The following is a 12,112-nucleotide window of genomic DNA, read 5'->3' as shown; positions in this document are numbered from 1 at the left end:
ATTCATGCTCTTCTCCACTTATCAGGCGGCTGCACCCGCCAGAGGTTCATGTTTCTTGATGGATATTTCTACACGTCCACCCGGTACCTTCGGCCCCCACTCCACCAGCATTCTCTGCACCTGGCTGTCATCCTCCCAAATGCCAGCATGCGTAAGCGCATCAAACAGAGCCTTGTTGTAGTTGTCGATGTCGCGGCGGCGGGCATCTGGCGGAAAGAGAAGGATCTCCACCGCAGCTGGTGATGATGATGGTTGTGGTAAGCAACGCAGTTGCTCAATGATCGCTGCACATGCCGCGCTCTGGTATGCCCTGCCCTTCTCGCTGATAAGATGGCGGCCTTTTAACGGCCCCTTGTTTGGGGCTCGCCAGTATGTGTTTACGCTCGGTGGGAACGGGAGCACCAGTTTCATAAACTCTCTCCCTGTTTTTTCAGCCATTCAACAGCGTTATCTCTGGCCTTATCTCCACCGGATAGCAGGTCTTTGATGATCGTCACTGGATCTGCATCCCATTCCGTTTTGACGACGGTAATGCCCCTGGCTGCGCCAGGAGCAACAGTGATGTAACCCTTTTTCTTAAGTGACTTCACGTGCGCTACAGCAGCGTTCGGTGATGCGCAGCCAATTAATCCGGCAAGCTCCAGCATCGTAGGTGGGAAGCCAGCCTTTTCGATATGAACCTTGATAGCTTCGAACACTTCATTCTGACGCGGCGTTAATTCGATCATGACTCGACTCCATAACGCCCGTTCAGGCGTCCGATTACGCTGTTGAACATCACCAGGCTTACGCCCATCGGTTTAACCTTCTCGTGGTACTCCTTCAGGATCGGAGGCACTACGACATTCCAGCTTGGCTTTGGCTTCTGCTTTAGGGCTTTTTTGATGGCATCGTTGCATTGACGGGCTACATCACGCACAGCGTTCTCATGCTCGGTAGATAGCTTTTTCATGCGGCGCGCTCCTGTTGTTTTTTCATGGGAACGGCAACTGCCGGTATAAGCTCAACGGCTGGTGATTCAGATTGATTTCCCCAGTGGTCCCAGCCAGGCGCACCGCAACGGCTGAATAGTTCGATGCGTGGGACGTCACCGTAAAGCTTCTCCAGACGGAAACGCGCCTCTGCTGGCTTCTGGCTGTGCTCACCGAGTGGGCTGTAAATAACCTGCTTGATGCTGGCGCACTTGCGTTCAAGTCCATTCCCCCTGGTGGCGATCAACAAGTCTTCGGTATTGGCTCGGGTGTAGTTACCGCCGTTCATGCGTGTCTGTGCGTTCAGCAGGTCGAGGAAGTCGTAAAAATCTTCCACACGGCCTGCCTGAAGTGCTTTGTTGATATGCTTCTCTGCCAGTGGGTTGAACTTTACCCAGGTAAAGCCCTTCATCGTGCGGACCTTAAAGCCCCACGCTTCAGCCAGCTCGATAGCCTCTCGGGTATGGGTTCCGGTAAACCACATAGCCAGAACTGCATCATCGGAAGCCAGGTCCCAAACCGGTAAGCGCTTCATGTCGATCAGTTTCATCGTGTCGTAGTGATCTTCTGCTGCACCGTTACTGGCTTTGTTGTCATAAAGCCAGGCTGGGTCAGCGTAAATCAGTGAGTATTTCATCAGACATTCCTCGCTCGGCCAGCCAGACACCATGCATCAGAGGGTGCTTTCACTTTCGGCGCCATGCTCAGGCAACGCTGACGCTCAATCAGTATCTTCATCCGCTGCTCTTCGTTCTTAGAGCGATTGAAGGCATCCATCAGTACTGTGGCCGCACGCTGGTAGAGCCCTTTTTCAAACAGGCCTTGAGCCTTATCCATCATTGTGGTCACAGCCGGATTCAGAGCTTCTTCCTGTTCTGGTACAGCTGGTTTATCAGCCCGGTTGATTTTCAGTGCAGAACGCCCCTCGCCAACCTCCCCACCCGGTGCTTTGGCAAAATACTGGTAGCACTTGCCGTTATGCAGGCGGGTTGCGCGATTCAGTTTGACCAGATGGCATACACCGCGCTGAACAGCATGAAGGCGGTATTGAGGCATTGAAGCTGCAATCTGTTTGTTAGTTAACCCAGGGTTTTCAGCGATGAAAATTTGAATATCTTTCAGAAGGCTCATGAGTTCGCTCCTCTGAAACCTGCCGGGATGACTTTGTCTGGCTGACCGAATTTCAATGGATCTTGTTTGCGGACAGCGTCCCAGTCCTCACGCTTAGGTCGGCCTTTGCTATTCCAGCGCAACGCGTTCTGCAAATATCCTTCGAACTTGGTCGGCCTGAACAAAGTTGTTGGCTGCATGTGTTCGTAGTATTTCGTGTCTTTCCACTGCTCGTGCTTGTAATCAATAACCAACAGCAACTCATCGTGTGTGAAGTTCTCACGAAGTCTGGCGCGAATATTATCCAGGGAGCTTTTCCCCTTGCGGAATGTCTTACCAGTAACGTCATTGAGATGGTTGAGGATTAAGACTGCCTGACCAGTTATCAAATCAACCTGATTGACACATGCAGTGTCGGGTTGCGACGCAACCTGACAATTAGGTTTTTTATCTGATGGATCAGTAGTTGATTTTACTGACGGATCCCCACCAGATTCTGACGGGTGAAAACTGCCATTATTACTGTTTTTCGACGCATCAAATTTTGACGGGTAGGATTTTGATGCATCAGATTTTGACGCGTCAGATTCTGACAGGTGAGAAAAGGCAGCTGCCTGTAATTTCGAAACATTGAGCTGGTAAACATTCGATGCATTGCGGTTGCCTTTACGACGCTGCTGGCGGGTTAACCAACCGTCTTTTTCCAGCTGAGAAATAGCTGTGCGTACCGTGCTCTCACCAGCACCAATCTGGCGCGCGATGGTAGCAATAGAAGGCCAGCTAACCCCTTCATCACTGCTGAAGTCTGCCAGACGCGCCATGATGGCAACGCTGGACAGCTTCATGCCTGAAGAAGCGCAAGCGTCCCAAACGTAACCGGTTAATTTAGTGCTCATGGTCGTCCTTTAACTCTGTAAATTTACGCTGGAATTGCTCAAGAGGGCTGAAGCACTCATGATCGTACCCTTCGCGAAGGTATATAACGCGTCGGGTCTCGGGCTCCCATCTGATGACGTGGACGGTGATGCCTCTGTGGTCTCTGAATCGCCGGTCAACTTCAGCCATTCCTCACGCCCCTTCTCGTTCATCAGTGCAAATGCTTCTACCATCGCGTTCACAGGCTGGTAGTTGTTCTGATCCGCCTGGTTGTTTAATCTCTCCACATAGCCGAACGAGGAATCTTTTCCCACCAGTGGAAGGCATCTGAATTGCTTCGCTGGTCTCAATCGGTTTAAACTGTTCATGCGTTAGTTTCTCCACTGAATACGACACGCCACGACGCCCGGAGCTGCACACTCGCGGGCGTCACTTTTTTTGGCTTTTCTTACGGCTAAATAGCGCGACAATCGCGCGGATCTCTTCTTCACGCGCTGCCAGATGACGGCGGTGATATTCATTGATTTCTTCAGCTTCATGACGTTCGATTACTCCATCTTCGAGAGCTCTCTGGATCACGGTATCAACACGTCCACGCGCTGCTGACGTTCTCATGGCACGATCAAACAGGTCGACACGATCAAGGTCTTCAAGTTGAGGAACGTCCACCAGCAGCGCGCCACGGCGACGGGCAAAGTAATCCGCCAGGAGGGACGTATTCGAGATGTCTTCCATCGCCTCCAGCTCGTTCACTTCGAAGAAACGGCAGCCGTTCTTCTCATACAGGTTGTTGTTGAACTGAGTTACTGACATGCCAAGAGCACCGGCCATAGCCTCACGGCCTCCTGGATACGCTTTGCACATCGCTTTAACTACTTCTTTCAGGCTTGGCTCTACCATGTTGTTTTTCCTTTGGTAGTTAAAATTAAGCAGCGTTTTGATTAGGCTTAGCGTAAAGGGTTGGATCAACTTTCAACTTTTCAGCAGTCAGTGCCTGAATCTCAAATGCCCTGCCCTTTGGGATTACTTCACCCCACCCAGATACTGATGCATGGGAAATCCCTAAAGCCTTGGCTACGTTCCCCACGCTGCCGAAGTAAGAAACCACATCATCTTTTTTCATTTTTGCCTTAAATGTAAGGGAAACACACATAATGATAGTAGGATATCTTACATTTAAAGGTCAAGGATTCCTACATCATAAAATGGTAGGATTGCCTACATGAAAATGAATGAACGCATCCGCGCAAGACGCAAAGAGCTAAAGCTCACCCAGGCTGTTCTCGCCAAGTTGGTTGGTGTAAACCGAGTAACAGTCACAGGATGGGAGTCTGGTGATTATGAACCTGGAGGATCTAACCTACAGGGGCTGGCGGCTGCCTTAAAAACTAACCCTCAGTGGATTATTACCGGACAAGGTGATCCAGACTGTGACGAAATTCTTTACAAGCCGACTGAGAAATTCGGAGTAAAGAAAATTCCTATCCTATCTTGGGTTCAAGCTGGGGAATGGACAGAAAGTGGTGCTCCCATTACTGAGGACGATATTTCCGAATGGATATTCACCACTGCCAACTTATCTGATGAAGGTTTTGCATTACGTGTTCGTGGCGACTCTATGACAAACCCGAATGGAGCACCAAGTATTCCTGAAGGCTCCTTTGTTGTGGTGGACCCCGATTATGGCAGCCCACAAGAAGTTAATGGCAAAATTGTTGTCGCTCAGATTGTTGGTTCTGCTGAGGCCACTCTCAAAAAGTTTGTTATTGATGGGCCATTAAAATACCTGGTACCGTTAAACCCTAACTACCGCGTAATGGAAGTCAATGGTAACTGCAAAATTGTCGGTGTGGTAAAACAAGTAGTAACTGACCTCTAATATCTTTCCCCTCTTAAGACCGACATTCGTGTCGGTTTTTTTTCATCCTGAATGTAAGTTTTCCTACTTTTAACGTTGACACACCAAAGTAAGATATCCTACATTTGAATCACGCCACTGGTACTGACAGTTACCTGTGTTGGTGTGGAAGTAAGTAGTACGGCATATGGCACATGTGCCGCAGCGGTCCGGGGATTCCTTAGGCAGTATCCCGATCCAGCGGGTAGCCGGAATGTGCAAGCCAGTTGTGTACGACAGCCAGAGACGTTTCACCAGCGTGGCGATCAGGTGTGACACCTCGGAAGAGACGAGGATGCATTCAGAAAATAAAAAAGCGCCCATAGGACGCTTTGCTCTTTAACAATCTGGATATCCCTAACCCTGCGGGCGGGGACTTGGTTGGACAGGTGGCCGTGGTTGTGTTGGCTTATGTCCACCAGCTCTTTCAATCATCTTGAAATCCTATACTGGAAGATCTCCCCCAAGCCTCGCGAGAAAAGCCTCTTTGCTAGTGAGAGCACGGGAATTGTCAATGCGACCAAGCACTATTGAAGCGCGTTTATGCGCGGCTGGTTTAAGCGATCCCCATGGCTCCGAATCGGAATCCTGCAAAAGTTTAAAGCGGGACAACAATTCCTCATTCGATAGTGCTGGCTCATCTGTGATCAATGCCAGGTATTTTCTTGCATGCTCTGCCGCAACACCTGACGCCCGGGAGAACTGAAATACAACCTGGCAGATCGACAACGCAGCTATCAATGCGCCGACAATAAAATAGCCAGTCACGGAAACAAATACGCCGCACCCGGACAAAATAATTATGAACGTAATTATTCGGTCAATCCGCCCTGTAAGGGTGGCAAACATCTTTTCCAGATAGTGCGAATAATGAATATCAAAAATTATATCGTCGCGGTTCATGCGGTACCTCAGTCTTCGTCGTTGGGTTTTGGTGGCTCAGGTCTCTTAAAAGGAGACATGTGCCGCTCTTCATAATCTGAATAATTTTTCATTGAAAAGTACTCATGTGGTTGCTGGGGATATCCAGATTAACTGAACTCTGGTTGTTGGGGAATAGCCAGATCCACCGAGCCTGATGTGGTGAAAAGACAGGCAAAGTTTTGATTGCTGTGTGTAGTCTTGGCGGTCGGCAGTTTTGAATGTCCTTAATGTCGACCGCCCCTTTTACACAACTGAAAGCGCGTTCAGCGTTCAACTTGAGAGGCCGTAGTCGTTAAATCAACTCAGGAGAACGCGCTCTCAATTGTGGAGAAGTAACGTTTCGACATTGCAGTGTCGATTGTGGCTGCCAGCCTCAAGCATCCTCAGGGTGCTTGGTGATGGTAATAACGCCATCTCAACCAACAGGAGACGATGAGCCTGTTCTGGTTGGATTGGAAAAATGCTATTTGCCCGCTCAGCGGCGGGCGCTTTTTCTGGAGGTAGCATGTCTGCAAACGATTTGGCTGTTAAATATGGTACTTATCAGCCCGAAAATTTACTGGTCATTCTTCCACTTGAAGAAGCGTCAGACATTATTCGTGAAAGTCTTCGCGCTGAGGTTCGCCATGAGCTGGAATATGAATACGATGACCGTATTTCTTCTGCTGAAGAAGAGGCATCTGATTGGGAATCACGGGCAGACAGCTACGAATGCGATGCGATTAGTTTTGCCAGAGCGATAGAGAAAGCCTTGCTTGCACCAACCTTGGATGAAGCAAAAATTATTCTCGAACGCGTTCGTTCTGATAATCGCGAATATTTTTAATACCTAATGAGTAAATACGAATTTGGCAGCATTCAAGTGCCGGGATTCGTGCAACCAAAATTCAGCGCTGTGCAGAGCGCGTATAACACGGAGAAACTATCCATGACTAACACACAGAACGTCACCGAGTTACAACCACGCATGACCCGCGAGCAGCTGATTGACGCAGCGCGTAAGGCAGCCCCTCTCCTTCCGCTGAAGTGGTCAACAAAAACTGGCCACCGCGTTAGAGTTTTTCCAGTATCGGTTTTCTGATTCGTTTGGCGTTAACCCACCATTATATTCGTGCGGTCTTAGTGCGCTGTAATATCCAACGATATAGTCCGTTATTGCGTGAGCTGCATCGCTGAAGCTTACATAGCCCGTCGCCGGCACCCATTCGTTCTTCAGACTCCTGAAGAAGCGCTCCATTGGGCTGTTATCCCAGCAGTTTCCACGCCGACTCATACTCTGCCTGATCCGGTATCGCCACAGTAACTGCCGGAACTGCCTGCTCGTATAATGGCTGCCTTGATCGCTGTGGAACATCACCCCGACGGGCTTACCACGGGTTTCCCATGCCATTTCCAGTGCTTTCATGGTGAGCCTGCTGTCCGGCGAGAACGACATGGCCCAGCCCACTGGCTTTCTTGCGAACAGGTCGAGAACAACGGCGAGGTACGCCCAGCGCTTACCCGTCCAGATATAGGTCACATCACCGCACCACACCTGATTTGGTTCCGTTACGGCGAACTGTCGCTCAAGATGATTCGGGATAGCAACGTGCTCATGACCGCCACGCTTATACCGGTGAGTCGGCTGCTGGCAACTGACCAGCCCCAGCTCTTTCATGAGTCTGCCAGCAAGCCAGCGCCCCATTTGGTAACCTCTCTGGGTTGCCATTGTGGCGATGCTTCTTGCTCCGGCAGAGCCGTGGCTGATGCCATGCAGTTCAAGTACCTGACTGCGTAATACAGCCCGTCTGCCGTCTGGCTTTTCAGGACGGTTTTTCCAGTATTTGTAGCTGCTGCGATGAACCCCGAACACATGGCAGAGAGTGGCCACAGGATAACGCGCCCTGAGTTTCCCGATTATCGAGAACTGTTCAGGGAGTCTGACATCAAGAGCGCGGTAGCCTTTTTTAATATTTCATTTTCCATTTCAATACGTTGTAGCTTTTTCCTGAGCTCACGGATTTCAATTTGTTCCGGGGTAATGGGGGAGGCTTTTGGTGTTTTGCCCTGCCGTTCATCACGTAATTGTTTCACCCATCGCGTCATTGTGGAAAGGCCGACATCCATAGCGCTGGCTGCATCTGCCACGGTGTAGTTCTGGTCAACGACCAGTTGAGCGGATTCGCGTTTAAACTCTGCGCTGAAATTTCTTTTTTTCATTATGACACCTGTGTTGTTCTGAGGTGAGCATATCACCTCTGTTCAGGTGGCCAAATTCAGTAAACCACTTCACGCCAGCTTATTGCGGCATTATGAAAGAACTGGCTAACCGCCTGGACTATACCAGCGTCGCGCTTTGTGAAGCGATGGCTCAGCGTAAGGAACTGGCTGTTCAGAACGCCACGTTGCGTGAAGATGTCGCAAGCTGGGCCAAAGAGTGTGACCGCATTGTTGAACGCCACACGAAGATCAGAACAAATATGCATTTACTGGAAGCCCAGCGAGAACTACGTGAGTTGTCTACCGTCGTCATTTCCCAAAATAGCGAGGTGGCTCTCTGATGGCTAACTCATTCAAGCAAATGACCCGTGACGGGACCATCAAGCGCACCGATACCGGGATGTTCATCAGCCTCGACCAAATCCATGTGCGGGAAGGTTTCAACAAACGCGAAGATGATGAACGTACCCGCCAGGCAGATGATGACCTCTTCAACTATCTGATGAACGGTGGCTCCGTTCCCCCGCTGGAAGTTATAGCCCGTGATGAAGGTGGAGTGTGGGTTGTTGAAGGCCACCGTCGGCGTCGCTGCTATGCGCGCTGTGCAGAAGCTGGTAAGCCAGTAGACCGCATCCATATCATGCCGTTCAACGGTAACGATGTTCAGCGCCTGGCGCGCATCATGACCAGTAACAACCAGCTTCCGCTATCCGATATGGAACAGGCTGCTGTTATTCAGGAGCTTCATAACGCCTTCAACCAGACCACCAGCGAGATAGCAAAACTGGTCAACAAGTCTGTCCCTACGGTCGAAAAGCTTCTGCTTCTTAGCACAGCCAATCACGACGTTCAGAAAGAAGTTAAGTCCGGGACCGTGTCTGTAGATGTGGCCGTTGACCGAGTAAAAGAGTTTGGCGAAAAGGCCGGTGAGGTTCTTCAGAAGGATAAAGCTTCTGCTGCCGCCAGGGGGAAAAAGAAAGTCACCCGCAGCGTTATAGCGCCGGAGATTAGCGTTAAGAAAGCGCGCCGCCTTGTTGAGTTGATAAGCCAGGCCGGGATAAGTGACACGGGCATCATCTCTCTCGAAGGGTTGGCGCATGCAGAAGCCATGGAAATTATCGACGAGCATAAAGCCATAGCTTCACAACGTTCAGGAGCGCCAGCATGAAACTGAATTATGAAGAACTTGAAGCCAAGTGCTCGGCGCTGGCTGCGGAGTTGCGTGCAGTCGAAGCAATCCACAACGAGGTAGTGTTCATCACAGACGATCACTATGAGCAGTGCCCGGCAGAAGTTCAGAAGATAATTCGATCGCTGGCTGTGATGCAGATTCCTGCGTACCAAGCTTTCCTGGCTGAAGTGCGGGCCGCCGCAGTAGATGAAGTTTGCCTGAAAATTAGCAATGCAATTGTTAATTGCTATCAGGACGAACAGGTCGGCCTTGATGCAGCGGCAACTATTTGCGGTGACTTCGCCGCCCAGCTTCGCAAAGGAGTGCAGTCATGAGCATTCTGGACATTCTAAACACTGGCCTCGCTCTGATGGGGTGGTTATTCATCATGTTCAAAACAGGCCAGTGGTTTATCTCCATTGCGCTAAAGCAGTGGGATAAGCGTAGAAAGCTATCTCGTAGACAGAAGGCAGTAAACGAATTTTACGATGCGTTTGACCTGTCCAGCATCGAACCAGGAACAACGGTGCGCCTGGCGACTAAAGGCGATCTGACAATCATGATTTATCGCACAGAAGGAGCCGCCCAATGAGCAACATCGACAAACAGTCGCTGCGTACGGCAGCAGAAAACGCAACGCCGGGAGAGTGGTGTACTGATGACTACCATGGGGTAATTGCTGATGCCGGTCTGAACGCCAATTACTACATTTCATCATGCTCAGGACCAGATAATCGATCCAATAAGCGCTTCATCGCCGCAGCTAACCCCGCCACCGTACTGGCGCTGCTGGATGAGCTGGAAGCCGCAGAGAGGCGGATTGCTGAGCTGGAGGCGCGCAGAGCACCGGATTCATTCAACATCATCGGTGAAAACATCAGAACGCAGGACAACCGCATTACATCCGAGCCGATGTTCTGCGTATTCCAGAAGCGCGAAATCGTAGTTGATGAAGATTACGACTGCGACCGTATCGTTTGGGTTGATGAGGAAGGGTGCGAGGCGACCGAATGGAAAAGAATACGTCTTGAACTGCTCCATGATAACTGTCGCGAAACGCCAGACAAATGGCGGCGGATCGCAGTAAAAGACATTGATGACTTTGTTACCTGCTGCTTCACCGAGCAAGGATGCAAAGATTATCTGGCATGCAACGGGCATAACTTGCGGTTGCCGTTCATCTACGTAAAAAGCGGATTCAGGAACGCTGAGTACATCGGCATTCGTAACTGGCTCGCTGGCATCGGTAAAGGAGAGTGATATGGCAGATTTTAGTTCAACAAACAAAACGTCCACATTTGAGGAATGGCATGAGCAACTGATGGACTATGCAGACCTGCGCGGAGGTAGTGCCGCCGATGCTGAAGCATGGCGTGATGATTACGATGCCGGGAAAACGCCTGTTGATGCTTACTGCGACGAATGGGGGGAGGACTAACCAATGAGCGAACTTACCAAAGAATGGCTCCTGAAGACTATCGCGGAGCTTGAAGAGGAGCGCGACGCTGTGCCCGGCGCAGTAAACGAAGATGCGGCCATGGCGCTGAAGGCGATGAAGATTGCTCTGGCATCGCTGCTTTATGGTAAAGCCGAACAAACAAACTACCGCGCTATTGTTGAGCGGATAGCTGAAATAATTCATGGCAAAGTGACTGATATCGATCTGCTTACGGTAACAGTTAAGAGCATGAAGTGAAGTGGTTTACTGAATTTGGCCACCTGAACAGAGGTGATATGCTCACCTCAGAACAACACAGGTGTCATAATGAAAAAAAGAAATTTCAGCGCAGAGTTTAAACGCGAATCCGCTCAACTGGTCGTTGACCAGAACTACACCGTGGCAGATGCAGCCAGCGCTATGGATGTCGGCCTTTCCACAATGACGCGATGGGTGAAACAATTACGTGATGAACGGCAGGGCAAAACACCAAAAGCCTCCCCCATTACCCCGGAACAAATTGAAATCCGTGAGCTCAGGAAAAAGCTACAACGTATTGAAATGGAAAATGAAATATTAAAAAAGGCTACCGCGCTCTTGATGTCAGACTCCCTGAACAGTTCTCGATAATCGGGAAACTCAGGGCGCGTTATCCTGTGGCCACTCTCTGCCATGTGTTCGGGGTTCATCGCAGCAGCTACAAATACTGGAAAAACCGTCCTGAAAAGCCAGACGGCAGACGGGCTGTATTACGCAGTCAGGTACTTGAACTGCATGGCATCAGCCACGGCTCTGCCGGAGCAAGAAGCATCGCCACAATGGCAACCCAGAGAGGTTACCAAATGGGGCGCTGGCTTGCTGGCAGACTCATGAAAGAGCTGGGGCTGGTCAGTTGCCAGCAGCCGACTCACCGGTATAAGCGTGGCGGTCATGAGCACGTTGCTATCCCGAATCATCTTGAGCGACAGTTCGCCGTAACGGAACCAAATCAGGTGTGGTGCGGTGATGTGACCTATATCTGGACGGGTAAGCGCTGGGCGTACCTCGCCGTTGTTCTCGACCTGTTCGCAAGAAAGCCAGTGGGCTGGGCCATGTCGTTCTCGCCGGACAGCAGGCTCACCATGAAAGCACTGGAAATGGCATGGGAAACCCGTGGTAAGCCCGTCGGGGTGATGTTCCACAGCGATCAAGGCAGCCATTATACGAGCAGGCAGTTCCGGCAGTTACTGTGGCGATACCGGATCAGGCAGAGTATGAGTCGGCGTGGAAACTGCTGGGATAACAGCCCAATGGAGCGCTTCTTCAGGAGTCTGAAGAACGAATGGGTGCCGGCGACGGGCTATGTAAGCTTCAGCGATGCAGCTCACGCAATAACGGACTATATCGTTGGATATTACAGCGCACTAAGACCGCACGAATATAATGGTGGGTTAACGCCAAACGAATCAGAAAACCGATACTGGAAAAACTCTAACGCGGTGGCCAGTTTTTGTTGACCACTTCAAAGGATAAATTGCAGAAATAAA

At 50.4% G+C, this 12,112-nt stretch carries 21 protein-coding genes; 10 read left to right on the top strand and 11 right to left on the bottom strand.

Annotated features, from left to right (window positions below):
• Positions 1-21 precede the first annotated feature (21 nt).
• From O1724_RS09495 to O1724_RS09455, 9 genes are all read right to left on the bottom strand, one after another.
• Entirely contained in the window at positions 22-411 is a 390-nt protein-coding gene (locus O1724_RS09495; protein ID WP_126296665.1) for a RusA family crossover junction endodeoxyribonuclease, read from the bottom strand.
• A complete protein-coding gene (locus tag O1724_RS09490) occupies positions 408-728 on the bottom strand; it encodes a LexA family protein (RefSeq protein ID WP_126296666.1) in 321 nt (106 codons plus the stop codon). Before O1724_RS09490 ends, O1724_RS09495 begins: the two co-directional genes overlap by 4 nt.
• A complete protein-coding gene (locus O1724_RS09485; protein ID WP_022650831.1) occupies positions 725-952 on the bottom strand; it encodes a hypothetical protein in 228 nt (75 codons plus the stop codon). The genes O1724_RS09490 and O1724_RS09485 overlap by 4 nt, the downstream gene beginning before the upstream one ends.
• Positions 949-1,608, bottom strand: coding sequence for an MT-A70 family methyltransferase (locus O1724_RS09480; RefSeq protein WP_126296667.1), 660 nt, complete (start codon positions 1,606-1,608; stop codon positions 949-951). The genes O1724_RS09485 and O1724_RS09480 overlap by 4 nt, the downstream gene beginning before the upstream one ends.
• Positions 1,608-2,102 (bottom strand): hypothetical protein, encoded by a 495-nt coding sequence (locus O1724_RS09475; protein ID WP_126296668.1) that lies wholly within the window; start codon positions 2,100-2,102, stop codon positions 1,608-1,610. Before O1724_RS09475 ends, O1724_RS09480 begins: the two co-directional genes overlap by 1 nt.
• Positions 2,099-2,977 carry a conserved phage C-terminal domain-containing protein gene (locus O1724_RS09470; RefSeq protein WP_479983968.1) on the bottom strand — a complete coding sequence of 293 codons (879 nt, stop codon included), beginning with the start codon at positions 2,975-2,977 and terminating at the stop codon, positions 2,099-2,101. The genes O1724_RS09475 and O1724_RS09470 overlap by 4 nt, the downstream gene beginning before the upstream one ends.
• Positions 2,967-3,146, bottom strand: a complete 180-nt coding sequence (locus O1724_RS09465; protein ID WP_063945205.1) for a DUF4222 domain-containing protein — start codon at positions 3,144-3,146, stop codon at positions 2,967-2,969. The genes O1724_RS09470 and O1724_RS09465 overlap by 11 nt, the downstream gene beginning before the upstream one ends.
• Positions 3,147-3,386: 240 nt before the next feature.
• Positions 3,387-3,857, bottom strand: coding sequence for a YmfL family putative regulatory protein (locus tag O1724_RS09460; protein ID WP_032634711.1), 471 nt, complete (start codon positions 3,855-3,857; stop codon positions 3,387-3,389).
• A 25-nt stretch (positions 3,858-3,882) separates the two neighbouring features.
• A complete protein-coding gene (locus tag O1724_RS09455; protein WP_032634882.1) occupies positions 3,883-4,080 on the bottom strand; it encodes a Cro/CI family transcriptional regulator in 198 nt (65 codons plus the stop codon).
• Between the two features lie 99 nt (positions 4,081-4,179).
• On the opposite strand from O1724_RS09455, the gene O1724_RS09450 reads away from it, so the two are divergent.
• Positions 4,180-4,836, top strand: coding sequence for a LexA family protein (locus tag O1724_RS09450; RefSeq protein WP_032634713.1), 657 nt, complete (start codon positions 4,180-4,182; stop codon positions 4,834-4,836).
• 462 nt (positions 4,837-5,298) lie between these two features.
• On the opposite strand, the gene O1724_RS09445 is transcribed toward O1724_RS09450, so the two are convergent.
• The gene (locus tag O1724_RS09445) at positions 5,299-5,757 is read right to left on the bottom strand and encodes a hypothetical protein (RefSeq protein WP_022648914.1); all 459 of its coding nucleotides are present in this window, start codon (positions 5,755-5,757) and stop codon (positions 5,299-5,301) included.
• A gap of 526 nt (positions 5,758-6,283) precedes the next feature.
• Here O1724_RS09445 and O1724_RS09440 point away from each other — a divergent pair.
• Complete coding sequence (locus tag O1724_RS09440) at positions 6,284-6,604, top strand: hypothetical protein (protein ID WP_022648915.1); 321 nt, start codon at positions 6,284-6,286, stop codon at positions 6,602-6,604.
• 204 nt (positions 6,605-6,808) lie between these two features.
• On the opposite strand, the gene O1724_RS09435 is transcribed toward O1724_RS09440, so the two are convergent.
• Positions 6,809-7,977, bottom strand: a protein-coding gene (locus O1724_RS09435) for an IS3-like element ISEc52 family transposase (RefSeq protein WP_108454466.1) whose coding sequence is annotated in 2 segments (ribosomal slippage) — positions 6,809-7,728 and positions 7,728-7,977 — 1,170 coding nt in all. Because the reading frame shifts where the segments join, the coding sequence is not laid out codon by codon here.
• 92 nt (positions 7,978-8,069) lie between these two features.
• On the opposite strand from O1724_RS09435, the gene O1724_RS09430 reads away from it, so the two are divergent.
• From O1724_RS09430 to O1724_RS09395, 8 genes are all read left to right on the top strand, one after another.
• Entirely contained in the window at positions 8,070-8,318 is a 249-nt protein-coding gene (locus tag O1724_RS09430) for a hypothetical protein (protein WP_479983967.1), read from the top strand.
• Positions 8,318-9,145 (top strand): chromosome partitioning protein ParB, encoded by an 828-nt coding sequence (locus O1724_RS09425; RefSeq protein WP_126296669.1) that lies wholly within the window; start codon positions 8,318-8,320, stop codon positions 9,143-9,145. The genes O1724_RS09430 and O1724_RS09425 overlap by 1 nt, the downstream gene beginning before the upstream one ends.
• On the top strand, positions 9,142-9,483 hold the full coding sequence (locus O1724_RS09420) for a hypothetical protein (protein WP_234833952.1): 342 nt from the start codon (positions 9,142-9,144) through the stop codon (positions 9,481-9,483). Before O1724_RS09425 ends, O1724_RS09420 begins: the two co-directional genes overlap by 4 nt.
• Complete coding sequence (locus O1724_RS09415; protein ID WP_126296670.1) at positions 9,480-9,740, top strand: DUF4752 family protein; 261 nt, start codon at positions 9,480-9,482, stop codon at positions 9,738-9,740. Before O1724_RS09420 ends, O1724_RS09415 begins: the two co-directional genes overlap by 4 nt.
• On the top strand, positions 9,737-10,408 hold the full coding sequence (locus tag O1724_RS09410) for an ead/Ea22-like family protein (RefSeq protein ID WP_126296671.1): 672 nt from the start codon (positions 9,737-9,739) through the stop codon (positions 10,406-10,408). Before O1724_RS09415 ends, O1724_RS09410 begins: the two co-directional genes overlap by 4 nt.
• Position 10,409: 1 nt before the next feature.
• The gene (locus O1724_RS09405) at positions 10,410-10,586 is read left to right on the top strand and encodes a hypothetical protein (RefSeq protein ID WP_165851954.1); all 177 of its coding nucleotides are present in this window, start codon (positions 10,410-10,412) and stop codon (positions 10,584-10,586) included.
• A gap of 3 nt (positions 10,587-10,589) precedes the next feature.
• Positions 10,590-10,844 carry a hypothetical protein gene (locus tag O1724_RS09400; RefSeq protein WP_126296672.1) on the top strand — a complete coding sequence of 85 codons (255 nt, stop codon included), beginning with the start codon at positions 10,590-10,592 and terminating at the stop codon, positions 10,842-10,844.
• Between the two features lie 69 nt (positions 10,845-10,913).
• Positions 10,914-12,082 (top strand): IS3-like element ISEc52 family transposase gene (locus tag O1724_RS09395; protein ID WP_108454466.1). Its coding sequence is split into 2 segments (ribosomal slippage): positions 10,914-11,163 and positions 11,163-12,082, totalling 1,170 coding nucleotides; the frame shifts between segments, so codons are not numbered across the junction.
• The last annotated feature ends 30 nt before the right edge of the window (positions 12,083-12,112 follow it).

It is taken from the genome of Enterobacter cloacae complex sp. HYC074_NIDB (assembly GCF_056673345.1).
Note: the sequence above shows the minus strand (reverse complement) of the source record. Positions and strands in the feature narration are given on the sequence as shown.

Coding starts and splice junctions, on each gene's coding strand:
- O1724_RS09470 (WP_479983968.1), bottom strand. CDS start 2,977: ATGAGCACTAAATTAACCGGTTACGTTTGGGACGCTTGCGCTTCTTCA.
- O1724_RS09455 (WP_032634882.1), bottom strand. CDS start 4,080: ATGAAAAAAGATGATGTGGTTTCTTACTTCGGCAGCGTGGGGAACGTA.
- O1724_RS09450 (WP_032634713.1), top strand. CDS start 4,180: ATGAAAATGAATGAACGCATCCGCGCAAGACGCAAAGAGCTAAAGCTC.
- O1724_RS09415 (WP_126296670.1), top strand. CDS start 9,480: ATGAGCATTCTGGACATTCTAAACACTGGCCTCGCTCTGATGGGGTGG.
- O1724_RS09480 (WP_126296667.1), bottom strand. CDS start 1,608: ATGAAATACTCACTGATTTACGCTGACCCAGCCTGGCTTTATGACAAC.
- O1724_RS09420 (WP_234833952.1), top strand. CDS start 9,142: ATGAAACTGAATTATGAAGAACTTGAAGCCAAGTGCTCGGCGCTGGCT.
- O1724_RS09490 (WP_126296666.1), bottom strand. CDS start 728: ATGATCGAATTAACGCCGCGTCAGAATGAAGTGTTCGAAGCTATCAAG.
- O1724_RS09495 (WP_126296665.1), bottom strand. CDS start 411: ATGAAACTGGTGCTCCCGTTCCCACCGAGCGTAAACACATACTGGCGA.
- O1724_RS09440 (WP_022648915.1), top strand. CDS start 6,284: ATGTCTGCAAACGATTTGGCTGTTAAATATGGTACTTATCAGCCCGAA.
- O1724_RS09460 (WP_032634711.1), bottom strand. CDS start 3,857: ATGGTAGAGCCAAGCCTGAAAGAAGTAGTTAAAGCGATGTGCAAAGCG.
- O1724_RS09465 (WP_063945205.1), bottom strand. CDS start 3,146: ATGGCTGAAGTTGACCGGCGATTCAGAGACCACAGAGGCATCACCGTC.
- O1724_RS09410 (WP_126296671.1), top strand. CDS start 9,737: ATGAGCAACATCGACAAACAGTCGCTGCGTACGGCAGCAGAAAACGCA.
- O1724_RS09400 (WP_126296672.1), top strand. CDS start 10,590: ATGAGCGAACTTACCAAAGAATGGCTCCTGAAGACTATCGCGGAGCTT.
- O1724_RS09425 (WP_126296669.1), top strand. CDS start 8,318: ATGGCTAACTCATTCAAGCAAATGACCCGTGACGGGACCATCAAGCGC.
- O1724_RS09430 (WP_479983967.1), top strand. CDS start 8,070: ATGAAAGAACTGGCTAACCGCCTGGACTATACCAGCGTCGCGCTTTGT.
- O1724_RS09485 (WP_022650831.1), bottom strand. CDS start 952: ATGAAAAAGCTATCTACCGAGCATGAGAACGCTGTGCGTGATGTAGCC.
- O1724_RS09405 (WP_165851954.1), top strand. CDS start 10,410: ATGGCAGATTTTAGTTCAACAAACAAAACGTCCACATTTGAGGAATGG.
- O1724_RS09445 (WP_022648914.1), bottom strand. CDS start 5,757: ATGAACCGCGACGATATAATTTTTGATATTCATTATTCGCACTATCTG.
- O1724_RS09475 (WP_126296668.1), bottom strand. CDS start 2,102: ATGAGCCTTCTGAAAGATATTCAAATTTTCATCGCTGAAAACCCTGGG.